The following is a 24149-nucleotide window of genomic DNA, read 5'->3' as shown; positions in this document are numbered from 1 at the left end:
GACCACGGCCAGCACGAGCGACACCGGCGCCGGAACTCCCGCGACGAGCACGGGCGTGCGCGCCGGCGGCGGTCCGGGGGCCCGGGACGCCCGGCGTCCCACCGTGCTCGTCCCGCGCGGCGGCACCTGGGGCGAGCGGGTCGCCCGGGAGGCCCGGCACCGGGCCCTGGAACCGCTCGTCGTCCCGCTCATCACCGACACCGACCCCGCCGACCCCGCCGCGTTCGCGGCCGCCGTCGACGCCCTCGCCGCCGGGACGTACGCCTGGATCGTCGTGACGAGTGCGACGGCGGTGCGGCGCGTGGCGGAGCGGTTGTCGGGCCTCCCGGCCGGAACGCGGTTGGCGGCCGTGGGCCACGCGACCGCGGCGGCGTGTACCGATGCCGGGTGGCGGGTCGACCTGGTGCCGGCCGCGGCGTCAGCGGCCGACCTGGCCGCCATGGTGCCGGGCACGGCGGGCCGGGTGCTGTTCCCGCGGAGCGCGATCGCGGCCCCGACGCTCGTCGCGGGGTTGCGTGCCCGCGGCCTCGACGTGGACGACGTCGAGGCGTACCGTACCGTGGGGACCGGCACCGGACCGGTCGTGGTGCCCCGCCCACCGGACGCCGTGCTCGTCACGAGCGGCAGTGTCGCGGGCGAGGTCGCGGCCCGGCTCGTCCCGCTCGACCGCCGGACCCGGCTCGTGTGCATCGGGCCCGGGACCGCCGCCGACGCCCGCGCGCTCGGCCTCCCCGTCCACGGCGTCGCCGCCGCCCGGACCACCGCATCGTTGCTCGACGCCGTCGTCGAGGTCCTCGCCCCGCTCCTCGACACACAACCAGGAAGGTGACCGTGTCCGCACCCCACTCCCCCGTCGGCCAGTTCCCCCAGGTGCGCCCGCGCCGTCTCCGCGCGACGCCCGCGATGCGTCGGCTCGTGGCCGAGACCCGTCTGCACCCCGCCGAGCTGATCCTGCCGATGTTCATCCGCGAGGGCGCCGACGCCGCGGTGCCGATCACGAGCATGCCCGGGGTGGAGCAGCACTCGCTCGACTCGTTCCGGCGCGCGCTCGTCGAGGCGGCCGAGGTCGGCATCGGCGGCGTGAACCTCTTCGGCGTCCCGCAGCACAAGGACGCCACCGGTTCGGGCGCCACCGATCCGGACGGCATCCTCAACGTGGCGATCCGTGTGGCGAAGGAGGAAGTGGGCGACGCGCTCGTCGTCCAGTCCGACCTGTGCCTCGACGAGTTCACCGACCACGGTCACTGCGGGGTGCTCGCTGCGGACGGCTCGGTCGACAACGACGCGACGCTCGAGCGCTACCGCGACATGGCGGTGGCCCAGGCCGAGGCCGGCGCCGAGCTCGTGTGCATGAGCGGGATGATGGACGGCCAGATCGCCGCCGCCCGCGACGCGTTGGACGGCGCCGGTCACCCGGGCACGGCCCTCCTGGCGTACGCGGCGAAGTACGCGAGCGCGTTCTACGGGCCGTTCCGCGAGGCCGTCGCGTCGACGCTCGTCGGCGACCGCCGCACCTACCAGATCGACTCCGGCAACGGGCGCGAGGGCCTGCGCGAGGTCGAGCTCGACATCGAGGAGGGCGCGGACGTCGTCATGGTGAAGCCCGCGATGAGCTACCTCGACGTGCTCGCCGCCGCCAAGGCGATCTCGCCGGTGCCGGTGTGGGCCTACCAGATCAGCGGCGAGTACGCGATGATCACGGCGGCCGCGCAGAACGGCTGGATCGACCGCGACGCCGCCGCGATGGAGAGCGTCCTCGGCATCAAGCGTGCCGGTGCGGACGCGATCCTGACCTACTTCGCCGTCGACCTGGCGAAGCGGCTGCGCCAGGAGTCCGGTGCGAGCGGCCGGGTCAGCGGCGCCACCCCGGCGGCCGGTGCCGAGACCGTGGAACTCTCGAGCGTGGGGAAGTCGACCCGATGACGACGAACGACGAGCTGTTCGGCCGCGCGAAGCACGCGATCCCCGGCGGCGTGAACTCCCCGGTGCGGGCCTACGGCTCGGTCGGTGGGACGCCCCGCTTCCTCGTGGCCGCGCAGGGGCCGTACGTCACCGACGCCGAGGGGCGCGAGTACGTCGACCTCGTGGCGTCGTGGGGTCCGGCGATCCTCGGGCACGCCCACCCCGGCACGGTCGCCGCTGTGCAGGAGGCCGCTGGCCGCGGGCTCTCGTTCGGTGCCTCCACGCCGGGCGAGACCGAGCTCGCGGAACTCGTCGAGCAGCGCGTCCGCGTCGGCGGCGCCGGTCCGATCGAGAAGCTCCGGCTCGTCTCGACCGGGACCGAGGCGACGATGACCGCGATCCGTCTGGCCCGTGGCTACACCGGCCGGGACCTGCTCGTGAAGTTCGCGGGGCACTACCACGGCCACTCGGACTCCCTGCTCGCCGAGGCCGGGTCGGGGGTGGCGACGCTCGCACTGCCCGGATCCGCCGGCATCACCGCCGAGACCGCCGCGCAGACCCTCGTGCTGCCGTACAACGACCTCGACGCCGTCCGGGCCGCGTTCGACGAGCACCACGAGCGGATCGCCGCGGTGATCGTCGAGGCCGCCGCCGCGAACATGGGCGTGCTCGCGCCCGAGCCGGGGTTCAACCGGGCGCTCGCGCAGATCGTCCAGGAGCAGGGCGCGCTGCTCATCCTCGACGAGGTCCTCACCGGGTTCCGCGTCGGCCCGGCCGGGTGGTGGGGTCTCGAGGCCGCCGGTGTCGTCCCCGACGGCACCGGATGGCAGCCCGACCTCATCACGTTCGGCAAGGTCGTCGGCGGCGGGATGCCCCTGGCGGCCCTGGGCGGTCGGGCCGAGGTCATGGACTTCCTGGTGCCGCTCGGTCCCGTGTACCAGGCGGGGACCCTGTCCGGGAACCCGCTCGCCGTCGCGGCCGGGCTCGCCACGCTCCGCGCCGCCGACGACGCCGTGTACGCGCACCTCGACCGCACCGCCGACCTGCTGTCCGGCGCGGTCTCCGCGGCGCTGACCGCCGAGGGCGTCGCCCACACCGTGCAGCGCGCGGGGAACCTGTTCTCGTTCGCGTTCACCGCCGAGCCGCCGCGGACCTACGACGACGTCCGTGCGCAGGAGGCCTGGCGGTACCCGCCGTTCTTCCACGCCATGCTCGACGCGGGCGTCACGCTGCCGCCGAGCGTGTTCGAGGCGTGGTTCCTGACGGCCGCGCACGACGACCGCGCCATCGGTCGCGTCCTGGAGGCCCTGCCCGCCGCCGCCAGGGCCGCTGCCGCCGCGTCGGCGTAGGCAGGGCCGGGAGCGGGCCGCTGGTCGGCCGGTCGCCGGTCGCCCGTCGCGGGTCGGCCGGCCCTGTCGCGAACGCCTCCGTTGTGTCAGTCTGGGGATCCCATGGACGCCGCCGCCGAGGACCTGACCGCCGTGCTCCCGCCGTCGGCTGCCGTGCTCGCCTCGCGGGCGATGCTCGGGATCGTCGCCGCCTCGCTCGAGTCCGCGCTCGAGCAGGTGACCGTCCCGCAGCTCCGGATCCTCGTGGTGCTCGTGGCGCGTGGGCCGGTCCGCGCGGGGGTCCTCGCCGAGGAGACCGGTGCGAGTCCGTCGACGCTCACGCGGACGGTCGACCGCCTGGAGCGGGACGGCTGGGTCCGGCGGAACAGCGCGCCGAGTTCCCGCCGCGAGACCCTGGTGGTGCCGACGCGACGGGCGATCGCGCTCGTCGAGGACGTGACGCGTCGGCGGACCGAGGGGATCGAGCGGGTCCTGGCCCGGCTGTCCGACCAGGATCGGGCGGCCGTCGTGCGCGGATTCGACCTGTTCAGCGGAGCCGCCGGCGAGTTCGACCGGCGGCGGCTGCTCGGGCTCGGCATCGGCGACGAGCGCGGCTGACGGATGCCGGAGCGCTGACCGATGTCCTCCCCCCAGCACACCCTCGACGACGACGCGTTCCTCGACCACGTCGCCGACCGCCTGGCAGCGCTCCCCGGCGTGGAGGCCGTCGCACTCGGCGGTTCCCGAGCGCAGGGGACGAACCGCCCGGACAGTGACTGGGACGTGGCGGTCTACCACCGCGACGCGTTCGATCCGCAGGTCGTCCGGGACCTCGGGTGGCCCGGGCACCTGACCGGACTCGGTGGCTGGGGCAGGATCTTCAACGGTGGCGGCGCGGTCACCGTGGACGGACGGTCCGTCGACATCCACTACCGCGACCTCGACCTCATCGACGCGGTCCACGACGACGCCGTCCGCGGACGGTTCACCATCGAGCCCCTGCTGTTCCACCAGGCGGGCCTGCCGAGCACCATCCTCCTGGCGGAACTGGCCTCGAACCGCACCCTCCGTGGGCAGGTGCCCCGGTGGGAGTACCCGGAGGCGCTCCGCACGGCCGCCCCCGGCGTGTGGTGGACGAACGCCGACCTGACCCTGCACTACGCGAAGGAAGGCCACGCCCGCCACGGACGGGTCGCGCAGTGCGCGGGTCTCATCAGCGAGGCCGCGTGCCACGCCGGGCACGCCGTCCTGGCACGTCGCGGCGAGTGGGTGACGAACGAGAAGCGGCTCCTCGCCCGGGCGGGGCTGTCGGGCATCGACGACGTGGTGGCGGGTCTGGGGACCGAGGTGCCGGATCTCCTCCGGGGCGCGGACCGGGCGCGGGCGTTCCTCGAGGCGGCGGTCCGGCGCGAGGGGATCGGGGGCGAGCCGCCCCGCGCCGAGTGAACCGACGGGTCGGCCCCGTCCGCCCACACGCCGGATCCGGCTCGGTCAGTGCGTCAGGACGGCCGCCACCTCGGGGATCCGCGCGACGTACCCGTCGAGCAACGAGCGCGCGACCGTGACGCTGTCGACGAGCGGATGGAGTGCGAACGCCTGCAGGGCCTCCGATCGCGACCCGGTGAGCCCGGCGGCGATCGTGTGCCGCTCGACGTCCTTGACCTGCGCCATGAGCCCGATCTGGTGGAGGTCCGGCTGCTCCGTCGTCAGCGGGTGCACGCCGTTCGCGTCGACCATCGTGGGCACCTCGACCACGGCGTCGTCGGGCAGGCCCTGGATCGTGCCGCGGTTCCGGACGTTGAGGATCATCGTCTGCCGTTCGTTCCGGCTGATCGCGGCCATCACGCCGAGGGCGACCCCCGCGTAGCCCTGGTGCGCGGGGTCGGTCTCGCGCTCCTTCGGGTCGACGGGCTCGTCCTGCGTGCCGCCCTTCGCCTCGGCCATGTACGAGGCGCTGCGCCGGGCGACGGTCTCGCGCCAGAGATCGGCGACCCCGTTCCCCGCGGCCGTGGCCCGGTCGTAGAAGGCGCCCTGGGACTCGGCGAGGAAGTCACCGCGGGTCTTGCCGGAGTCGATGATCGTCCGCACGGCGTCGCGGTTGAAGTAGTAGTAGAAGAGGTACTCGTTCGGGATCGCGCCGAGGGAGCGGATCCAGTCGAGTCCGAAGACGTGACCCTCCTCCATGGCGGCGAGGCGGGCGTCGTCCGCCAGCAGCTCGGGCAGGACGTCGCGGCCGTCGTACAGGACGCGGCGCATCCAGCCGAGGTGGTTGAGCCCGACGTAGTCCATCTGCACCCGCGTGTGGTCGAGCCCGAGGGTGCCCGCGACGCGACGCCCGAGACCGGACGGGGTGTCGCAGATGCCGAGCACGCGGTCGCCGAGCACGGTCTGCATCGCCTCGGTGATGATGCCCGCGGGGTTCGTGAAGTTCATGACGTAGGCGTCGGGTGCGAGGTCCGCGATGACCCGGGCCGCCTCGACCATGACCGGGACGGTGCGGATCGCGTACGCGAGGCCGCCGGGTCCCGTGGTCTCCTGGCCGAGCACGTCGAGGTCGAGGGCGACGTGCTCGTCGCAACGCCGTCCCTCCAGGCCGCCGACGCGGAGCGCGGCGAACACGTACTGGCTCCCCGCCACGGCGTCCTGAAGGACCGTGGTCGGCACGAGTCGCGGCGCGTCCTCGAACCCGGCCGCGAGCTCGGTGAGGATCGCGACCATGGCGGCGAGGCGGCGTTCGTCGACGTCGTACAGCGCGACCTCGTCCACGCGGGGCGTGCCGGTGTCGCGGAGCAGTGCCTGGTACACGTACGGCGTGCGGAACCCGCCGCCTCCGAGGATGCAGAGCTTCATGCGATGGTGACCTCTCCGCCGGCGTTCCGGCACAGTGCGAGCGTGTCGTCGGGGGCGCCCGTGGTGGTGACCAGGGCGTCGACGTCGGTGAGGGAGCAGAGCCGGAGGGCTCCGGTCCCGGGGAACTTGGCCTCGGACGCGAGCAGGACGACCTTGTCCGACGCCGCGATCATCGACTGCTTGATGGGGGCCTCCACGGCCATGTTGTCGACGACGTGCCCGTTCGCGCGCACCCCGGTGCACGACAGGAACAGGACGTCGGCGCTGATCTGGCTCAGCGCGAGCTCGGCGAGGGACCCGACGAGCGTGCGGTAGTTGCGGCGGACCACGCCGCCGAGCAGGACGAGCCGCACGGCGCGGTCGTCGCGGAGCTCGTCGAAGACGGCGAGGTTCGAGGTGACGACGGTGACGTCACGGCCGTGCAGGCGGCGCGCGAGCAGCGGCGTCGTGGTGCCGATGTCGAGCAGCACGACGTTCCCGTCGGCGACCATCGCGGCCGCGGCCTCGGCCATCCGTTCCTTGAGATCGAGGTCGCGCCCGTCGTCGAACGGCCCCTCGGCGCGGACGCGGCCGTGGTCCTCGACGGTCGTGCCGGGCTTCAGGACCGCACCGCCGTACGTGCGGGTCAGCTCGCCGTTACGGTCGAGCACCTCGAGGTCGCGGCGGATCGTCGCCTCGCTCACGTCGAGCGCGGCGGCGAGTTCCCGCACGGAGGCGGCACCCTCGGCGCGCAGGGCGCTGATGATGCGGTTCTGCCGTTCGCGCAGGATCATGCCGTCACTCTAACCACGCCGTGCTCGACTTCGGGCAAACCCGAGCAGAACCGCACCGGAGATGAACAGGATTAACAGAACCGCGTCACTTCGGTAATGTGCCGGAAACACCGAGTGCACAGGCTTGCAGGACATCGGGCGGAACCGCGACGTCGTGCAGCACGCACCCGGACGCGGAACCGCGATGACGAGGAGCCTCCGTGACCGACAGCCAGCGCGCCGACCCCGGCGGGACGGACCTGCCCGCCACCGGCCTGCCCCGCGCCGCCGGCCTGCCCGGTGCGGCGGGCCTGCCCGCTGCGGCCGACCTGCCCGGTGCGATCGATCTGCTGTTCGCGGGCGACGTCTTCTGCGACGTCGTGTTCTCGGGCGTCTCCGTGCCCGAACCCGGCACCGAGGTGTACGCCGACGGGTTCACCGTGACGCCCGGCGGTGTCGCGAACCGCGCGGTCGCCGCGGCCCGGGCCGGTGCGAGCACGCGGATCCTCGCCCGCCTCGGCGACGACCCGCTGGGCACCCACGTCCGCGCCGTGCTCGACGCCGAGCCGGACCTCGACACGAGCCTGCTCGAGCTGGTGCCCGGACACCAGAGCCCCGTCACGGTGGCCCTCACCGGTGCGCACGACCGGAGCTTCATCACCTACCAGGAGGCCCTCGGGCACCTCGAGCTCCCGGACGACCTCGGGCCCGTCGGCGCGACGCACGTCGGCATCGCGCACGAGCTGCCGCCATGGGTCGCCCGGCTGCGCGCGGCGGGCACGACCGTCGTCGGCGGTGTCGGCTGGGACCACACCGGCGAGTGGGGGTCGCACGTGCTCGACCGCCTCGCCGAGGTCGACGTGTTCGTGCCGAACGACGTCGAGGCGATGCGCTACACCCGCACCGACGACGCCGTCGCCGCCGCACGCGTGCTCGCCGAGCGGGTCCCGCTCGCCGTCGTCACGCGTGGCGCGGCGGGCGTCGTCGCCGTCGACGGCGGCACCGGTACGGTGGTCGAGGTCCCGACCGTGACCGTCCCGGTCGTCGACCCCACCGGCGCCGGCGACGTCTTCGTCGCCACGTTCATGGCGTCGGCATCGCGCGGCTGGGACCTCCGCACGCGCCTCCGGTTCGCGGGGCTGTGCGCGTCGATGTCCGTCACCGGACTCGGCGGTGCCGCGAGCGCACCGCGACCTGCCGACCTCGTCGCGTTCGTCGACCGGCACCGTCCGGACGGCGACTGGGCGTTCCTCCGGGAGGCCCTGCTCCCGGCCGCCTGACCGGCCCGCTCCGTCACCACCACCACACCCGCCCACCACCTCCACCGCCGCCGCGCTCCCCGCGACCCGGAGATCGGAACGAACCATGAAGACCACCAGGAAGGCACCGCTCCTCGTCGGTGTGGCGACCGCGCTCGCGCTGGGCCTCGCAGCGTGCACCCCCGGCGGCACGTCCGCCTCGAGCGACCAGAGCCTCGGCCCCGTGTCGAAGAGCGTCGGATCGGGCCGGACGACCCTGACGGTGTGGGACCAGAACACCGACGGCGGCATCGACGAGGCGCAGCAGCAGCTCAACGCGGCGTTCGAGAAGGCGCACCCGAACATCACCGTCAAGCGGGTCTCGCGGTCGTTCGCGGACCTCAAGACGACGCTGAAGCTCGCGCTCTCCGGGGACAACCCGCCCGACGTCGTGCAGGCGAACCAGGGCTACCCGGACATGGGCGCGTTCGTCAAGGCCGGACTGCTCCGTCCCGTCGACGACTACGCGAAGCTGTACGGCTGGAACGACTACTACCCGTCGAGCCTGCTCAAGCTCAACTCGTTCTCGTCGAACGGCACGACCTGGCAGGGCGACCACCTGTACGGCGTCTCGCAGACGGGTGAGCTCGTCGGGCTGTACTACGACAAGGCGGTGCTCGCGAAGGCCGGGATCACGAACCCCCCGACGACCGTGTCCGAGCTCACCGAGGACATGGCGAAGGTCAAGGCGGCCGGATCGCTGCCGCTCAGCTACGGCGACGTCGAGAAGAGCCCGGGCATCCACCTGTACGGCTTCGTGCTCTCGGCGCTCGCCGGGCACGACGCGGTGAACGACCTCGTCACGTCGGAGCGCGGCTCGTGGACCGGCTCCGACGAGGTCACCGCGGCGAAGACGATCCAGGGCTGGCAGGAGAAGGGCTACATCACGCCGGGTGCCAACGGGGTCTCGCGTGACGACGCCGTCGCGGCCTTCGGCAAGGGGCAGTCCGCGTTCCTCGTGACCGGGACCTGGTACGAGGCGACGCTCGAGGCCGCCGCCGCCGCGAAGGACATCGGCTTCACGGCGCTCACCCCGAAGGGCTCGGACACGCCGGTCACCATGGGCGGCGAGGGGCTCGCGTGGGCGCTGACCTCGAAGACGAAGCACCCGGACGCCGCGGCCGCGTACGTCGACTTCATCACGAACGCGAAGGCGTCCGAGACCCTCGTGAAGACGGGCAACCTGCCCACGGTCGTCCCGAGCAGCGACACCCCGGCCTCGGGCACGATCTCGGGCGACATCACGAGCGAGTACAAGGAGATCTCGCAGGCGAACGGCATCACGCCCTACCTCGACTACGCGACCCCGACGTTCTACGACACCCTCACCGCCGCGGCGCAGGACCTCGTCGCGGGCAAGGCGACGCCGCAGGAGTTCACGCAGACCCTGCAGACGGACTACGCGGCGTTCGGCAAGAGCCGCGGCTGAGCATGGTCGACGCCCTGCCCCGGGTCACCGCACCCGCACCCGCGGTCCGCGTTCGGACGCAGCCGCGGCGGCGACGCAGGCGCAGCCTCGTCCCGTACCTGTACGTGCTGCCCGCGTTCGTCGTGTTCGCGGTGTTCCTCGGGTGGCCGTTCCTGCAGACTGTGCAGTACTCGTTCTTCGACTGGGACGGCCTGTCGACCGCGACCTGGGCCGGGTTCGCGAACTACGTCGACGTCGTGCAGGACGCCGAGCTCCGCGGGGCGTTCCTCCACGCACTCGTGCTCATGGTGTTCTACTGCGCAGTGCCGGTCGCGCTCGCGTTGTTCCTGACGGCGCTCATCTCGCGGGCGAACGCGCTGCCGGGGATGAGCGTGTTCCGGACCGTGCTGTTCCTGCCGCAGGTCATCGCGTCGGTCGTCGTCGCGACGATCTGGGTGTCGATCTACTCCACCGACGGCCTGCTCAACCAGGTCCTCCGGCTCGTCGGACTCGGCGGCCTGGCGCGGGTGTGGCTCGGCGACTACGGCACGGCGCTGCCCGCGATCGGGTTCGTGGGCACGTGGCTCAACGTCGGGCTGTGCCTCGTGCTGTTCCTCTCGGGCGTCGGCAACATCGCGCCCGCGCTGTTCGAGGCGGCGCGGCTCGACGGTGCCGGGGCGGCGCGCGAGTTCTTCTCCATCACGTTGCCGTCGCTCCGCGGGCAGATCGCGGTGGCGCTGACCCTGACGATCGTGTCGGCGCTCAAGACCTTCGACCTCGTGTACATCACCACGCGCGGCGGTCCGGGCAACTCGACGACCGTACCGGCGTTCGAGGCGTACAACCGCGCGTTCAACACGGGCCAGGTCGGCGCAGCTGCCGCCGTCGCGGTCACCCTGACCGTCGTGATCATGATCGTCACGGCACTCGTGAACCGGATCCAGCCGAAGGACACCGAATGAGGATCACCACGCGCGAGAAGGTCGTCGACTACGTCGTCCTGAGCCTCTTCGCCCTGTTCGCGATCGTCCCGCTCGTCGGTGTGCTGTTCTCGGCCGTCACCCCGGCGACCGAGAACACCGGCTCGTTCACGCTGCCGACCCGGATCGACCTCGGGAACTTCGGGGACGCGTGGAGCCAGGGGCACTTCGGGTCGTACATGCTGTCGAGCGTCGTCGTGACGGTGTCCGTCGTGCTGCTGACGACGGTGCTCGCGGTGTTCGCCGGGTTCGCGTTCGCGCGCCTCGACTTCGCCGGGTCCGGGATCGTGTTCTTCGTGATGCTCGCCGGGCTCATGCTGCCGGCCGAGGCGTTCATCATCCCGCTGTACTTCGACCTGCGGGGTGTGGGCCTGACGGACACGTACGAGAGCCTCATCCTGCCCCAGACCGCGCAGTCGCTCGCGTTCGGGATCTTCTGGATGCGGAACCAGTTCCGGACGTTCCCGACCGAGGTGATCGAGGCCGCGCGGCTCGACGGTGCGCGCGACGTCCGGCTGCTGTGGCGGGTCGTCGTCCCCGCGTCCATCGCGCCGATCATGACGATGGGCGTGCTCCTGGCGATGTGGACCTGGAACGAGTTCCTGCTCCCGCTCGTCCTCATCACGAGCGAGGACCACCGGACCGCGCCGCTCGGTCTCGCGTTCTTCCAAGGCGAGCACCTGACCGACTACTCGCTCCTGTCGGCCGCGGGCGTGATCGTCGCCCTCCCGATCGTCGTGCTCTACTTCTTCCTGCAGCGGCGGTTCATCTCGGGCATGCTCGGCGGCGTGACCGCGAAGTAGCGCGGATCGTCGGGCCGGTGCCGCGCCTCCCGGCTCAGTCGGCGCGGCGTGCCTGCCAGCGTCCGTCGGTGCGCGTGATCGCGAGCGGGAACGCGAAGCAGGCGGACACGGCCTCGGACGTGATGACGTCGTCCGCGCGGCCCGCGGCGACCACTCCGCCGTCGCGGAGGAGCATCGCGTGCGACGTCGACGCGGGCAGGTCCTCGAGGTGGTGCGTCACCATGACGCTCGCGAGCTCGGGGTGCCGGTGGCGGAGGGCGTCGACCGTCTCGAGCAGGTGCTCGCGGGCCGCGACGTCGAGGCCGGTGGCGGGCTCGTCGAGCAGGAGCAGGCGCGGCTCGGACATGAGCGCCCGGGCGATGAGCGTGCGACCGCGCTCGCCCTGCGACAGGACGGCCCAGGACGCGTCCGACCGGTCGCGCAGCCCGACGTCGGCGATGTGCTCGAGGGCGAGTGCGCGCTGCTCGGGGGTCGGTTCCCACCGCATCATGAGGTCGGTCGTGCCCGTGAGCCCGGTCAGCACGGTGTCGAGGACCGAGAGCGGCGTGAGCATCCGGTGGCGCGGGTCGACGTGGCCGATGTGCTCGCGGAGCTCCCGCACGTCGGTGCGGCCGAGTCGCCGTCCGAGCAGGTCGACGCTGCCGGCGCTGGGGTGGCTCGTCGCGCCGAGCACGGCGAGCAGTGTCGACTTGCCGGCGCCGTTCGGTCCGAGGAGCGCCCAGTGCTCCCCGGCGCGCACGACGAGGTCGACCTCGTGCACGAGGTCGCGTCCGCCGCGGGTGACGCGGAGGCCCCGTGCGTCGACCAGGGGGCTGTCGGAGGTGGTGCCGGTGCTCACCCGGGTCAGATCCCGGGACCGGAGGTGATGACGAGCGCGGCTTCCTCGGGCTCGGCGGTCGCGAGGTCGGCGGCCCGGACGGCGTCGAGGTGGTCGGCCATGCCGTCGGCGAGGGCGCGGACGGCGGCGGCACCGGCCTCGCCGTCCCGGCCGGTGGCCGCGTCACGGAGGCTGGCGACCGCGTCCGCCGCGGCGGCGAACACGGGTTCGGCGCTGCCGACGGTCACGAAGCGCGCCCGGGCGAGGACCGAGGCGCTCAGCTTCGTGAGCAGCGCGTTGTCCGCGTGGTCGACGAGGAACCCGATGAGGGAGTGCACGTCGTCGTCCACGGCCCGGTCCCTCGCCGCGGCGTGGGTGCGGACGTCCGCGAGCAGGGCGTCGAGCGCGTCGGTGTCCTCGTCGGTGAACCGGGGGAACGCCCAGCGGGCGGCGAGTTCGGCGAACCCGAACAGCACCGAGAACGCCTCGTGGTACTGCCGACCGGTCGGGGTGGCGATGCGCGTGTATCGGTTCGCCTCCATCTCGACCAGGCCGTAGTCGACGAGCTTGGCGATGGCTTCGCGGATGGGCGTGCGGGAGACGCCGAGCCAGCGCACGAGCTCGTCGTCGTTGAGCCGTTCGCCGGGCTGCAGCGTTCCGTCGTGGATCGCCGCGAGCATCTTGTCGAACACCACGTCGCGGAGCAGGCGGCGCGGTGCGGCGTCGGCGGAGGGCTGGGGGACCGGCATGGGGGCGACCTTTCGGGCACGAGGGTCGGGACGCGTACCCGAATCCTAGGAGGTGATTTCACAATCACTTGACATGCAATGCGGGGGAACCCGCGGGCGAGGTGACGGTGTCAGGCGCGCACGTCGACGACCGTGCGCCCATGCACCCGCCCGGCCAGGACCTCCCGGCCGACGGCGACCACGTCGGCGAGTCCCACGGTCGTCGTCACGCTGTCGAGCAGCGCCGGATCGAGGTCCGCGGCGAGGAGCGCCCACGCCCGTTCGCGCAGGTCGCGCGGTGCCGCGACCGAGTCGACGCCGAGCAGCGCGACCGAGCGCAGGATGAACGGGAGGACCGACCCGGCCATCCGCGCGTCCTGCGCCAGCCCGCACGCCGTCACGGCGCCGCCCCACGCGGTCTGCGCCAGCACGTTCACGAGCGTCGCACCCCCGACGCTGTCGACCGCACCGGCCCACCGTGGGCGCTGCACCGGACGGCCCGGGGTGTCGAAGTCGTGGCGGTCCACCACCTCGGCCGCTCCGAGCCGGCGCAGGGCCTCGGTGTGCTGCGGCCGACCCGTCGACGCGGCGACCCGGTGTCCCCGCGCCGCCAGCAGCGCGACCGCGATCGACCCGACCCCGCCCGACGCTCCCGTGACGAGCACCGTACCGGCGCCCGGCGTGACGAACCGCTCGAGCGCGAGCACGCTGAGCGCGGCCGTGTACCCGGCCGTGCCGATCGCGGCGGCCCGTTGCGCCGTGATGCCCGCGGGGACCGGCAGGAGCACCGCGGCGGGGACGACCGCGAGACCGGCGTACCCGCCGTCGCGGGTCTCGCCGAGCCCGGCGCCGTTGAGCGTCACGAGGGTGCCCGGGGCCGGGGCGGAGGCGGTGCCGTCGCCGACCGCGCGGACCGTCCCGACGACGTCGATGCCCGGTACGAGTGGGTCGGCGCGCTGCACGCCCGGGTCACCCGCCAGCGCCATGCCGTCCTTGTAGTTGACGCTCGAATAGGCGACGTCGACCAGGACCTCGTCCGGACCCGGGGCGCCCACCTCGTGGTCCTCGACGACCGGTCCGGTACCGGTCCGGACGACGACCGCGCGTGTGCGCTCGCTCACCGGGAGGCCCGGCCCGCGGTCACGGGAGCGTCACCACCGGTCGTGCACGGACGCTCGGAACCAGCGGTCGTACACCTCGTGGACCCGCCGGTCGAGGTCCGCCCCGAGCGCCGGCAGGGACCCCGCCGCCGCGTTCGACCGGGCCTGCTCGACGTTCCGGGCGCCCGGGATCGCCGCCGTGACGCCGTCCTGTTCGACGATCCAGGCGAGCGCGGCCTGCGGGACGGAGACGCCCTCGGGCACGGCCGCGGCGAACTCCTGCGCCGCGTGCACGCCGTCCTCGAAGTCGACGCCGCTGAACGTCTCGCCCTGGTCGAACGCCTCGCCGTGGCGGTTGTACGTCCGGTGGTCCTGCGAGGCGAAGGTCGTCTCGGTCGTGTACTTGCCCGAGAGCAGCCCCGAGGCGAGCGGGACGCGGGCGAGGATGCCGACCCCGGCCTCCCGGGCGGCGGGCAGGACCGCGTCGAGCGGCTTGAGGCGGAACGCGTTGAGGATGATCTGCACGCTCGCGACACCCGGCCGGGCGATCGCGGTGAGCGCCTGGTCGGTCTCCTCGACGCTCACGCCGTACGCGGCGATGGAGCCGTCGGCGACCAGGGCGTCGAGCGCGTCGTACACCGCGTCGTCCTCGAACACGGCGGTGGGCGGGCAGTGGAGCTGCACGAGGTCGAGCGTGTCCTGGCCCAGGTTCCGGCGCGAGCGGTCCACCCACGTGCGGAAGTTGGCGGCGACGTAGTTCGCGGGGACCTGGTCGGCGCGGCGACCCATCTTCGTGGCGACGGTCAGCGGCACGTCCGGGTTGGCGGCGCGCCACCGACCGATGAGCTGCTCGCTCCGGCCGTCCCCGTACACGTCCGCGGTGTCGAACAGCGTGACGCCGGCCTCGGCCGAGGCGTCGAGGAGTGCCATCGCGTCGGACTCCGGCACGTCACCCCAGTCACCCCCGAGCTGCCACGTCCCGAGCCCGATGACGGACACGTCCCGACCAGTCCTGCCCAAGGTGCGACTCTGCATGGGGACGACGGTAGTCCGCGGCGCGCGGTCCGGCGTCCTCACTCGTCGTGGTGGTACCGGCACTGCGCGATGAGGACGCTGTCGTCCGTGACGCGGTACACGAGACGGTGCTCGTCCGTGATGCGCCGGGACCAGTACCCACGGAACCCGTGCTTGAGCGGCTCCGGTCTGCCGATGCCCTCGTTGCCGTTGCGCGCGATGTCACGGAGCAGCCCGTTGATCCGCTTGACGATCTTCCGGTCCTGCTGTTGCCACCACTCGGAGTCGGCCCAGGCAGCGTCGTCCCAGACGTACTTCACTCGTCCAGGTCCCGCTCCGTGCCCTCCCCGCGCTCCAGGCGCTCGATCGAGGCGAGCAGCCGCCGGGCGTTCGCGGGGTTCCTCAGCAGGTAGGCGGTCTCCTTCAGGGACTCGTAGTCGTCGAGGGACACGAGCACGACCGATTCGTGGCCCGCGCGCGTGACCACGACCTCCTCGCGGTCGTCCGTGACGGCGTTGAGGGTCTCGGCGAAGTGGGAACGCGTCTCCGAGTAGCTGAGGATGCGCATTGTGACCTCCTGACGTACGCAGAATTGTACGTCAGCTGCGACGCCAGCGCCATGCGGTCAGCCGAACAGGATCGCCGCCTCGTCGTAGCGCTCCTGCGGCACCGTCTTGAGCTCGCCGATCGCGTCGGCGAACGACACGTGCACGATGTCCGTCCCGCGCAGCGCGACCATGCGGCCCCAGCGTCCCTCGACCACGGAGTCGATCGCCGCCATCCCGAGCCGCGTGGACAGCACCCGGTCGTACGACGTCGGGGTCCCGCCGCGCTGGATGTGGCCGAGCGTCGTGGCGCGGGTCTCGATGCCCGTCATGCCCTCGATGAGCGGTGCGAGGCGCTCGCCGATGCCGCCCAGGCGCGGGCGACCGAACGCGTCGAGGCCACGCTCCGAGTGCGGGTCGTCCTCCTGGTCCGGCACGAACCCCTCGGCGACGACGACGAGCGGCGCCCGACCGCGGTCGTGGGCCGAGCGCACCCAGTCCGCGATCTGCGCCATGCTCGTCTTCTGCTCGGGGATGAGGATCGCGTGCGCCCCGGCCGCCATGCCGCTGTGCAGGGCGATCCACCCGACGTGGCGTCCCATCACCTCGGCGACCATGCAGCGGCTGTGCGACTCGCCCGTCGTCCGGAGCCGGTCCATGGCGTCGGTCGCGATCTGCACCGCGGTGTCGAAGCCGAACGTGTAGTCCGTCGCGCTCAGGTCGTTGTCGACGGTCTTCGGCACCCCGACGATCTTGAGGCCCGCGTCCGTGAGGCGGCGCGCGGCGGCGAGGGTGCCCTCGCCGCCGATCGCGATGATCGCGTCGATGCCGAGCCGGTCGAGGTTCGCCGCGATCGCCGCGGCGCCCCCGTTCTCGCCCTCGAACGGGTTCGTCCGGCTCGTGCCGAGGATCGTCCCGCCCTGCTTGGCGATCCCCTGGATCTCCTTGCGACCGAGCGGCACGACGTCCGCCTGCACCACGCCGCGCCAGCCGTCACGGAACCCCACGAACTCGTGCCCGTGGATCGCGATGCCCTTGACGACGGCGCCGCGGATGACCGCGTTGAGCCCCGGGCAGTCGCCGCCGCTGGTGAGGATGCCGATGCGCATGAGGGAGCACTCCGTGGTGTCGGGCCCGGCCCGTCCGGCCGCGCGGTGGTCCCCATCATCGCGGACCGGGTCGACGACGGCATCCCCTCCGCTTCCCGGGAGGCCCACCCCGGCCGGTTCGGCGATGTCACCGCCGCCACGTACGATCCTCCGCGTGATCGTCGAACCTGCCGCACCCCCGGCGCAGCGACACGACACCGTCTACCGGCCCGGGCACCACGTCGACGTCCGGGCCACGCTGCGCCCGCTCATGCGCGGCACGGGGGACCCTGCCTTCCGACAGGTCGACGCCACGACCTGGCTCGCGCTCCGCACGCCCGCCGGTCCCGTGACCGTCGCCGTCCGCGCCGTCGGCGACGAGGTCCGGGTGTCCACCTGGGGCGACGGCGCCGAGTGGGCGATCGCGCACGCGCCGGAACTCCTCGGTCGGGGTGACGACTGGACGGGGTTCGACGTCAGCGGCAACGCCTTCCTCGCCGCGGCGCGACACCGTCAGCCGGGGTTACGCCTCTGCCGCACGAACACCGTCGTCGCGATGCTCGTGCCCGCGATCCTCGAGCAGAAGGTCACGAGCCGCCAGGCCTGGCGCGCCTGGCGGTCCCTCGTCCGGCGGTACGGCACCCCGGCGCCTGGCCCCGCCCCCGAGGGCATGGCGGTCCCGCCCGACGCCGACACCTGGGCGCGGGTGCCGAGCTGGGAGTGGCACCGGGCGGGGATCGAGCCCGGCCGCTCGGCGACGGTGATGCGCGCCGTGCGGGTCGCCGCGTCGCTCGAGCGGACCCTGTCCCTCGGTCGTGGCGGCAGTGTCGTGGCGGAACGCCTCATGTCGATCCCGGGCATCGGCGTGTGGACCGCCGCCGAGACCACGCAGCGCTCCCACGGCGACCCGGACTCACCGAGCGTCGGCGACTACCACCTGCCGGCCGTCGTGGGATGGGCGCTCGCCGGCGCTCCGGTCGACGACGACGGCATGCTCGAGCTCCTCGAGCCGTGGCGCGGACACCGGGAACGGGTCATGCGGCTCATCACGGGCAGCGGCTTCCGGAAGCCGTCGTTCGGTCCGCGCATGACGATCCAGGACCACCGCTTCCACTGACCGGCCGCACCCGTGGTCGCCGCGGCCGTGCGCCTCCCGCCGCGGCCCGGCCCTCCCGGTGGGGGACGGGCGACACTCGGCCCGCGTCCACCGCGCGCCGGGCGCGCCCCCAGGTCCCGTCGGACCGCCCGAATACCATCGGAGGATGCCGGACCCGCGCCTCCAGGACTGCACCGACGACGCGGTCGCCCTCGTCCGCCGTTGGACCGCGGCGGCCGCGATGCTCCGGCCGGACGCCGGGGCCGTCCGGCTCGCGGGGGTGCTCCGCGACGAGCGCGGCCTCGACGTCACGCTCGGGTTCATCGACCGCGTCGGCCGACCGCAGGACCCGAAGGTCGCCGCGCAGCACCTCGAACGACTCGCGCGTGAGGTCCCGGACCCGGTCGCCTGGCACCTCCGCGGCGCGGCCACCGTCGGCGGTGGGTTCGCGCAGATGATGCCGTGGGCCGTCGTCCCACCGGCACGCCGTGTGCTGCGCCGCATGGCCGGACACCTCGTGGTCGACGCCGCACCGGCACGCCTCGGCGCCGCCCTCGCCAAGCTGGCGGTCCCGGGCACGGTGCTCGACGTCCTGCCGCTCGGACGCCCGGTGTCCGGTGACGACGAGTCCGACCGGCAGCTCCGGCGCACCATCGACCTGCTCGACCGCGACGGCGTGGACCGCGTCACCACCTCGGTCGCCGTGGCGCTCCCGCAGCCCGTGCTCTGGGCGTTCGACGACACCGTCGTCCGCGGAGTCGAGCGCCTGCTGCCGCTGTACCGGGCGGCCGTGGCGGGTGGCAGCCGCGTCACGCTCCGGGTGGACACCCACGACGACCTCGACCTGACGCTCGCGGTGTTCCGGACCCTGCTCGACCGGCCCGAGTTCCTCGAGCTCCCGGCGGGCCTCACCCTGCCCGCCGCGGTGCCGGACACCCGGCGTGCCCTCGACGACCTCACCGCCTGGTCGCAGGCCCGCCGCGCCCGGGGCGGATCACCGATCACCGTCCGGATCGACGCCGGCGCCGCCGACCCCGTCGAACGGGTGGAGGCAGCGCTCCACGACCGCCCGCTGGCCACGTTCGGCACCACACAGGAGATCCAGGCGGCGACCCTCCGCCTGCTCGACGCCGCGCTGACGCCCGCGCGGACGGACGCCGTCCGGATCGAGGTCCTCGGGCACGACCTGTACGACCTCGCCACCGCCCGCGTGCTCGCCGAGCGCCGTGGTGTCGTCGACGCCCTCCAACTCGGCATGCTCCTCGGCGTGGACGGCACCCACCTGCAGGCCGTCCGGGCCGACGTCGGGTCGGTGTTCCTCGTCACACCGGTCGTCGACCCCGACGAGTACGACGCCGCCGTCGGGTACCTCGCCCGGCGGTTGTACGAGCTGGCGGACCCCGAGCAGGCCGCGGGTTCCTCGACGACGACCGACACCGCGAGCGCCGGGTCCGAGCAGCGGCGCGAGCGGTACCTGGCCGCGGTCGAGGCGCTGGACGACCCCGTCCCGTCGACGTTCCGCACCCAGGACCGCACGGCCCCGCTCGGACCCCCGCCGCACGTCGCCGACTTCCACAACGCGCAGGGCACCGACCCGACCATCCGCGCCAACCGCGCCTGGGCCGGCGAGGTGCTGCGTCGCGTGCCGGGATCGTCGCTCGGTCGGCAGACGATCCGGAACGCGGGCGTCGCCGACCGGAACCGGCTCGAGCGCATCGTCGCAGCCACCGCGCAGGCGGGCGTGAACTGGGGACGGCAGGACCCGCAGGACCGCGCCGAGTTGCTCGACCTCATCGCCCACGAGCTCGAGGTCCGGCGGGGCGACCTCGTCGAGGTCGCCGTCGCCGAGACGGGCTCGACGCTCGCCGAGGCAGACGCCGAGGTGGGCCGAGCCGTCGACGCCGCACACCACGCCGCCGACCGCGCCCGTCACCTCGCGGACATCACGGGCGCGACCCCGGTGCCGCCGCGCCTCACCGTCGTCGTGCCGACCTGGACCTCCCCGATCGCCGTCGTCGCAGGGGACGTCCTGGCGGCGATCGCGGCCGGCAGCGGTGTCGTGCTCAAGCCGGCACCGGCCGCTCGGCGGACCGGTGCGCTCGTGGCCGACGTCCTGTGGGACGCCGGGGTGCCGCACTCGCTGCTCGTCCTCGTCGACCTCGACGTCGACCGGCTCGGCCGCGACCTCGTCGCCCACCCCGCGGTCGACCGCGTGCTCCTCACGGGCACGGCGGACACCGCGCGGTCCTTCGCCTGGTGGAGGGCGGGCCTCCCGCTCACCGCCGCGACGACCGGCACGAACGCGATCGTCGTGACGCCGTCCGCCGACGTCGACCTCGCCGTCCGCGACGTCGTGCGGAGCGCCTTCGCCCACGCCGGGCAGGACCGCGCGGCGGCGTCGCTCGTCGTCCTCGTCGGTGCCGTGCGTGAGGACGACCGGTTCCGCCGGCTGCTCGTCGACGCGACCCGGAGCCTCCGCGTCGCCTGGCCCGACGACCCCGCCGCCCAGATGGGACCGCTCGTCGACGAGCCCCGGGGGAGTGTGCGGCAGGCACTCACCGAGCTCGGACCGGGGGAGTCGTGGCTCCTGCAGCCGCGGCCCCTGGACGACTCCGGGCGGCTCTGGTCCCCGGGCATCCGCGACGGCGTCCGACAGGGCAGCACGTTCCACCAGACGCCCGTGCCCGCACCCGTGCTCGGGATCGTCGAGGCCGAGACCCTCGACGACGCGATCGCGATCCAGAACGGCACGGACTACGGTCTCGCCGCGGGCATCCACTCCCTCGACACCGACGAGGTCGCCCGCTGGCTCGACCGCGTGCAGGCGGGTGACCTGTTCGTGAACCGTGCGACGACCGGCACCCTGGTCCGCCGACAGCCCACCGGCGGCTGGAAGCGCTCCGCGATCGGCACCGGCACCAAGTCGGGCGCCCCGCTGTCGGTCGCGACACTCGGCCGCTGGGAGCCCACGCCGCACACCCCGCACGGCAGCATCCGACTGCACGGCGTCCCGGCCCGGATCGCGGCCGTGATCGAGGCCGCGCGGAGCGGCCTGACGTTCGAGGAGTTCGACCGGGTGCGGTCCGGGGCACGGAGCGACGTCGCCGCGCGCTCCGCGGAGTTCGCCCGCCCGGCGGACACCGCCGGTCTCGGGGTGGAACGCAACGTGCTCCGCTACCGGCCCCAGTCGGTCATCGTCCGCGCGTCCGAGGGCACGTCGGCCGGTGACCTCGTCCGCGTGCTCGTCGCCGCGACCGCCGCCCGCGCCCACGTGCTCGTCAGCACCGCGGTGCCGTTGCCCGGCAGCCTCGTGCAGCTGTTCGCCGGTCCGCGGTCCCCGCTCCACGTCGTCGACCACGTCGTCGAGTCCGACGACGAGTGGCTCGGGCGCGCGGCGGCCGGCGCGGTGTTCCGTGAGCAGTGGTCGTCGGACGAGCCCACGCCCGAGGACGAGCTCGCCGCGGTCCTGTCGCCGACGTACGAGCCGGTGCCGCACACCGCGTTCGGTGGTCCCGGCGCCCGGATCCGCCTGCTCGGCGGCGACCCGTTGGCGCTCGAGGAGGCCCTCGGTGCCTCGATCGACGTGGCGGTGCACGCGGGCCCCGTGGTCGAGGCCGGACTCGTCGAGATGCTGCCGTTCCTCCGCGAGCAGACCGTGACGATCACGGCGCACCGGTTCGGGGTGCCGGATCGGGCGTTCGTGGAGCTGCGGGTCTGACGCGGTCGCGCCGATCGCGCCGGTCGCACCCGTCACGACCGTCGGATGTCGTGCCGCTCGGCTCAGGCCGTCCCGCGGGCGAACGACGTCGTCACACCGGGCGACCACAGCACGGAGTCCGGCGGGACGTCGGCGAGCGAGCGCGGCAGCCCGACCTCGCCCATCAGGTCGTCGTGCACCGACTCGGCCCTCGCGTGGTGCAGGGGCCAGGCCGGGTGCTCGTTCGGCCAGAACCGGGTCGCCCCGAAGCGGTGGACGTGCATGCCCCACCGGGCGGTCAGGAACTGCTCGAGCGGTGACGGTTCGGCGATGGGCGCACCGACGTGCACGGCGAACCGCGAGCGCGCCGAGGACCCGTGGCGCCGCATCGCGTACGCCACGCGGCCGCCCTCGCCGTGTCGGCCAGCGGCGGCACCCCGGCCGCGCGTCCCGTCCCCGCCCCACCGCGTCGCCGCGTGCGCCCAGTGGTACGGCAGCCCGAGCATCGCCCGTGCCGCGACCGCCGGCAGGAACCGGCCCGCGTCCAGCGACAGGAACACGACGCCGTGCCGCCCCCGGTCGTCGACCGTGTAGACCCGCACGTTGACCTCGACGAACGTCCCGAGCCGCCGCATCGGCGCGAGCGGCGGGAACGCGGTGTCCGTGAACCGGAACCCGATGAGGCCGACCCAGGTGGTCACCCCGTCGTCGACGCCGTCCGCGCCCATGGTGTCCGGTCGGACGCCGGCCGGGAGGAGCGGGGCCACGGCCGACACGTCGACCCGCCAGTGCAGGAACACGACGTCGTGCCACCCCTGCCGGATGAACGCGCGGCCGGGCAGTGCCGGGGCGGTCGTCAGGACGGGAGCGACCCCCGTCACGACGCGTCCCTCCCCGAGGTCGTCGCGTCGGCCGCCGGGTCGTCCTCGATCGGCGTCACGAGCGGTGCGTCGTCCCAGCCCGTCTGCGGCGTGCGACACGTCCCGCGGAACACGTACTGCGACGGCCGCTTCCGCTCGTTCGACACCCAGTCGATCGCGGGCCGGCGGCGCTCGGGCGGCAGGTACCCGAGCCGGTACACGGCCATGAGCTCGAGGTCGTCCGGCACCCCGAGGACGTCCTCGACCTCGGCCCAGGCGCTCGGGATCTCCATCGGGAACGACACGAACTGGATGCCCATGCCGAGCTGGGTCGTGGCGAGCCAGATGTTCTCCATCGCCGCGCCCATGCTGAACACGGAGTAGAACGCGTTCGTCTCCTCGTGCCGGTACTCGTGCCGGTCGAGCATCACCCCCATCAGCAGCGGTGATCCCGCGACGAGCTTCCGGTTCTCCTCGCCGAGGGTCTGCGGCACCCGCAGCGTGTTCATGAGCTTCTGGCCGCGGGGCGTGAACACCTGCTTCGTGAACGGTCGGAGCGGCGCGGGCAGCTTGTCGAACAGCATGCCGTCGCGCCGGGCCTCCATCTCGGCCTTCGAGAACCGGAAGTACGGCTTGTACCGCTCGAAGAACGTGCCCTCGGCCATCGTCCGCGTCATCGACGAGCCGCTGATCGCGGCGATCCGCTCGATCGTCGGCCGTTCCTCGACGAGCACGAACCGCCACGGCTGGCTGTTGAGCTGCGAGGGCGCCCGCCCGGCGAGCTCGATCAGCAGACGCTGGTGTTCCTCGGAGACGGGATCGGGCAGGAACGCCCCGTTCGTCGTCCGTCGCCGTCTGATCGCCTCGATGAGCTCCACTGCCGCTGTCCTTCCCGGCGGTCGGACGGGAGGCCCGGTGCACGCGGGTGGGCCGGCTCCCGGGTCAGGAGCGCTCGGGCCGTCCCGCGCGGAGTCCGAGCACGGCGCCGAGGTAGGACGGTGCCGCCGCGACCGCGACTCTCCAGTGTGCACGCGATCGGGCGGGGATGCGCGGTGCGGCGGCGAGGGGCACGAGTGCGGGCAGGAGGAACGCCGCGGCCCGCGAGCGGGTCCACACGGGCGTCGTCACGGCGGCGCCGGTCAGGGTCGCCGTCACGACGAACAGCGCGTGGTGCACGACCCGGAGCCGCTTCGTCCGGATGACGCCGGTCGCGACCGCGATGCCCCACGCGCAGTTCGCGAGGTAGGCGACGGTGGCGGCGGTGACCAGGACGCGGGCCGGAGCGGTGCCCGCGCGACGGGTGCCGGGCCTCCCGGGCGAGCGCGGGACGGAGCGGCGGACCGGCGTCCGGGTCGTGCGCGGTGCCACGCTCACAGCGACTCGCGCGAGACGAGTCGCGACAGCACGATCGCACTGCGGGTGTGGTCGACGTGCGGGGCGGAGCGGACGCGGTCGAGGGCTTCCTCGAGCGACGCGATGTCCCGACTCCGCATGTGCACGACGGCGTCGGCGCTCCCGGTGACCGTTCCGGCGTCGACGACCTCGGGCACGTTCTCGAGCACGGCGCGGAGTTCGTCGGGCGAGACGGTGCCGCGGCAGTACAGCTCGACCCAGGCCTCGGTGCCGCGTTCCTCGACAGCGGGGTCGACCTTGATCGTGAAGCCCTGGATGACGTCATCGGCCACCAGGCGGTCCACGCGGCGCTTCACCGCGGACGCCGAGAGCCCGACCACCGCGCCGATGTCGCCGTAGCCGGCGCGGGCGTTCTCGCGGAGTTGGTCGAGGATGCGGTGGTCGAGCGAATCCATCGCCGTCATGCTACGCGCGGTCGTTGCGTCCGCCCCGGAGCAGGCGCACGGATCCTGCGCGGACGCACATGCGAT

Annotated in this window: 24 protein-coding genes; 11 read left to right on the top strand and 13 right to left on the bottom strand. The window is 73.6% G+C overall.

The window, feature by feature from the left end; genetic code table 11:
* The first annotated feature begins 55 nt into the window (after positions 1-55).
* From DEI81_RS08850 to DEI81_RS08830, 5 genes are all read left to right on the top strand, one after another.
* Complete coding sequence (locus tag DEI81_RS08850) at positions 56-829, top strand: uroporphyrinogen-III synthase (protein ID WP_111010344.1); 774 nt, start codon at positions 56-58, stop codon at positions 827-829.
* Positions 826-1923 (top strand): porphobilinogen synthase, encoded by a 1098-nt coding sequence (gene hemB / locus DEI81_RS08845; RefSeq protein WP_375334605.1) that lies wholly within the window; start codon positions 826-828, stop codon positions 1921-1923. Before DEI81_RS08850 ends, hemB begins: the two co-directional genes overlap by 4 nt.
* Positions 1920-3251, top strand: a complete 1332-nt coding sequence (gene hemL, locus DEI81_RS08840; RefSeq protein WP_111010343.1) for a glutamate-1-semialdehyde 2,1-aminomutase — start codon at positions 1920-1922, stop codon at positions 3249-3251. The genes hemB and hemL overlap by 4 nt, the downstream gene beginning before the upstream one ends.
* A gap of 102 nt (positions 3252-3353) precedes the next feature.
* Complete coding sequence (locus DEI81_RS08835) at positions 3354-3848, top strand: MarR family winged helix-turn-helix transcriptional regulator (protein ID WP_111010342.1); 495 nt, start codon at positions 3354-3356, stop codon at positions 3846-3848.
* Between the two features lie 21 nt (positions 3849-3869).
* The gene (locus tag DEI81_RS08830; protein ID WP_111010341.1) at positions 3870-4676 is read left to right on the top strand and encodes a nucleotidyltransferase domain-containing protein; all 807 of its coding nucleotides are present in this window, start codon (positions 3870-3872) and stop codon (positions 4674-4676) included.
* 45 nt (positions 4677-4721) lie between these two features.
* On the opposite strand, the gene DEI81_RS08825 is transcribed toward DEI81_RS08830, so the two are convergent.
* Both DEI81_RS08825 and DEI81_RS08820 read right to left on the bottom strand, forming a co-directional pair.
* A complete protein-coding gene (locus DEI81_RS08825; protein WP_111010340.1) occupies positions 4722-6080 on the bottom strand; it encodes a 6-phospho-beta-glucosidase in 1359 nt (452 codons plus the stop codon).
* Complete coding sequence (locus tag DEI81_RS08820) at positions 6077-6853, bottom strand: DeoR/GlpR family DNA-binding transcription regulator (protein ID WP_111010339.1); 777 nt, start codon at positions 6851-6853, stop codon at positions 6077-6079. Before DEI81_RS08820 ends, DEI81_RS08825 begins: the two co-directional genes overlap by 4 nt.
* A 200-nt stretch (positions 6854-7053) precedes the next feature.
* Between DEI81_RS08820 and DEI81_RS08815 the strand changes: the two genes are divergently transcribed.
* The 4 genes from DEI81_RS08815 (at position 7054) to DEI81_RS08800 (ending at position 11321) form a co-directional block, all read left to right on the top strand.
* Positions 7054-8112, top strand: a complete 1059-nt coding sequence (locus DEI81_RS08815; protein WP_111010338.1) for a carbohydrate kinase family protein — start codon at positions 7054-7056, stop codon at positions 8110-8112.
* 85 nt (positions 8113-8197) lie between these two features.
* Complete coding sequence (locus tag DEI81_RS08810) at positions 8198-9559, top strand: extracellular solute-binding protein (RefSeq protein ID WP_111010337.1); 1362 nt, start codon at positions 8198-8200, stop codon at positions 9557-9559.
* Between the two features lie 2 nt (positions 9560-9561).
* Positions 9562-10500: a carbohydrate ABC transporter permease gene (locus DEI81_RS08805; RefSeq protein ID WP_111010336.1), complete on the top strand. Its 939-nt coding sequence runs from the start codon at positions 9562-9564 to the stop codon at positions 10498-10500.
* Positions 10497-11321 (top strand): carbohydrate ABC transporter permease, encoded by an 825-nt coding sequence (locus DEI81_RS08800; protein ID WP_111010335.1) that lies wholly within the window; start codon positions 10497-10499, stop codon positions 11319-11321. Before DEI81_RS08805 ends, DEI81_RS08800 begins: the two co-directional genes overlap by 4 nt.
* A 34-nt stretch (positions 11322-11355) precedes the next feature.
* Here the strand turns inward: DEI81_RS08800 and DEI81_RS08795 are convergent, their stop codons facing one another.
* From DEI81_RS08795 to DEI81_RS08765, 7 genes are all read right to left on the bottom strand, one after another.
* Positions 11356-12159 carry an ABC transporter ATP-binding protein gene (locus tag DEI81_RS08795; RefSeq protein WP_220035656.1) on the bottom strand — a complete coding sequence of 268 codons (804 nt, stop codon included), beginning with the start codon at positions 12157-12159 and terminating at the stop codon, positions 11356-11358.
* A 5-nt stretch (positions 12160-12164) separates the two neighbouring features.
* The gene (locus tag DEI81_RS16400; RefSeq protein ID WP_111010333.1) at positions 12165-12887 is read right to left on the bottom strand and encodes a GntR family transcriptional regulator; all 723 of its coding nucleotides are present in this window, start codon (positions 12885-12887) and stop codon (positions 12165-12167) included.
* A 110-nt stretch (positions 12888-12997) separates the two neighbouring features.
* Positions 12998-13987 (bottom strand): acryloyl-CoA reductase, encoded by a 990-nt coding sequence (locus DEI81_RS08785; protein WP_111010332.1) that lies wholly within the window; start codon positions 13985-13987, stop codon positions 12998-13000.
* A gap of 30 nt (positions 13988-14017) precedes the next feature.
* On the bottom strand, positions 14018-15001 hold the full coding sequence (locus DEI81_RS08780; protein ID WP_111010331.1) for an aldo/keto reductase: 984 nt from the start codon (positions 14999-15001) through the stop codon (positions 14018-14020).
* A gap of 38 nt (positions 15002-15039) precedes the next feature.
* Entirely contained in the window at positions 15040-15300 is a 261-nt protein-coding gene (locus DEI81_RS08775; RefSeq protein WP_111010330.1) for a Txe/YoeB family addiction module toxin, read from the bottom strand.
* A complete protein-coding gene (locus tag DEI81_RS08770; protein WP_111010329.1) occupies positions 15297-15548 on the bottom strand; it encodes a type II toxin-antitoxin system Phd/YefM family antitoxin in 252 nt (83 codons plus the stop codon). The genes DEI81_RS08775 and DEI81_RS08770 overlap by 4 nt, the downstream gene beginning before the upstream one ends.
* Before the next feature lie 57 nt (positions 15549-15605).
* On the bottom strand, positions 15606-16634 hold the full coding sequence (locus tag DEI81_RS08765) for a 6-phosphofructokinase (RefSeq protein WP_111010328.1): 1029 nt from the start codon (positions 16632-16634) through the stop codon (positions 15606-15608).
* Positions 16635-16758: 124 nt separating this feature from the next.
* Here DEI81_RS08765 and DEI81_RS08760 point away from each other — a divergent pair, with 124 nt between their 5' ends.
* Both DEI81_RS08760 and DEI81_RS08755 read left to right on the top strand, forming a co-directional pair.
* Positions 16759-17730, top strand: coding sequence for a DNA-3-methyladenine glycosylase family protein (locus DEI81_RS08760; RefSeq protein ID WP_375334604.1), 972 nt, complete (start codon positions 16759-16761; stop codon positions 17728-17730).
* A 145-nt stretch (positions 17731-17875) separates the two neighbouring features.
* A complete protein-coding gene (locus DEI81_RS08755) occupies positions 17876-21427 on the top strand; it encodes a proline dehydrogenase family protein (protein WP_111010327.1) in 3552 nt (1183 codons plus the stop codon).
* Between the two features lie 62 nt (positions 21428-21489).
* On the opposite strand, the gene DEI81_RS08750 is transcribed toward DEI81_RS08755, so the two are convergent.
* The 4 genes from DEI81_RS08750 to DEI81_RS08735 form a co-directional block, all read right to left on the bottom strand.
* Entirely contained in the window at positions 21490-22287 is a 798-nt protein-coding gene (locus tag DEI81_RS08750) for a YqjF family protein (RefSeq protein WP_111010326.1), read from the bottom strand.
* Entirely contained in the window at positions 22284-23144 is an 861-nt protein-coding gene (locus DEI81_RS08745; protein WP_111010325.1) for a nitroreductase family protein, read from the bottom strand. The genes DEI81_RS08750 and DEI81_RS08745 overlap by 4 nt, the downstream gene beginning before the upstream one ends.
* 64 nt (positions 23145-23208) lie before the next feature.
* Positions 23209-23634 carry a hypothetical protein gene (locus tag DEI81_RS08740; protein ID WP_220035655.1) on the bottom strand — a complete coding sequence of 142 codons (426 nt, stop codon included), beginning with the start codon at positions 23632-23634 and terminating at the stop codon, positions 23209-23211.
* 2 nt (positions 23635-23636) lie between these two features.
* Positions 23637-24074, bottom strand: coding sequence for an Lrp/AsnC family transcriptional regulator (locus DEI81_RS08735; RefSeq protein WP_111010397.1), 438 nt, complete (start codon positions 24072-24074; stop codon positions 23637-23639).
* Between the last annotated feature and the right edge of the window lie 75 nt (positions 24075-24149).

This window comes from Curtobacterium sp. MCBD17_013 (assembly GCF_003234565.1).
In the GTDB taxonomy this organism is placed as follows: domain Bacteria; phylum Actinomycetota; class Actinomycetes; order Actinomycetales; family Microbacteriaceae; genus Curtobacterium.
Note: the sequence above shows the minus strand (reverse complement) of the source record. Positions and strands in the feature narration are given on the sequence as shown.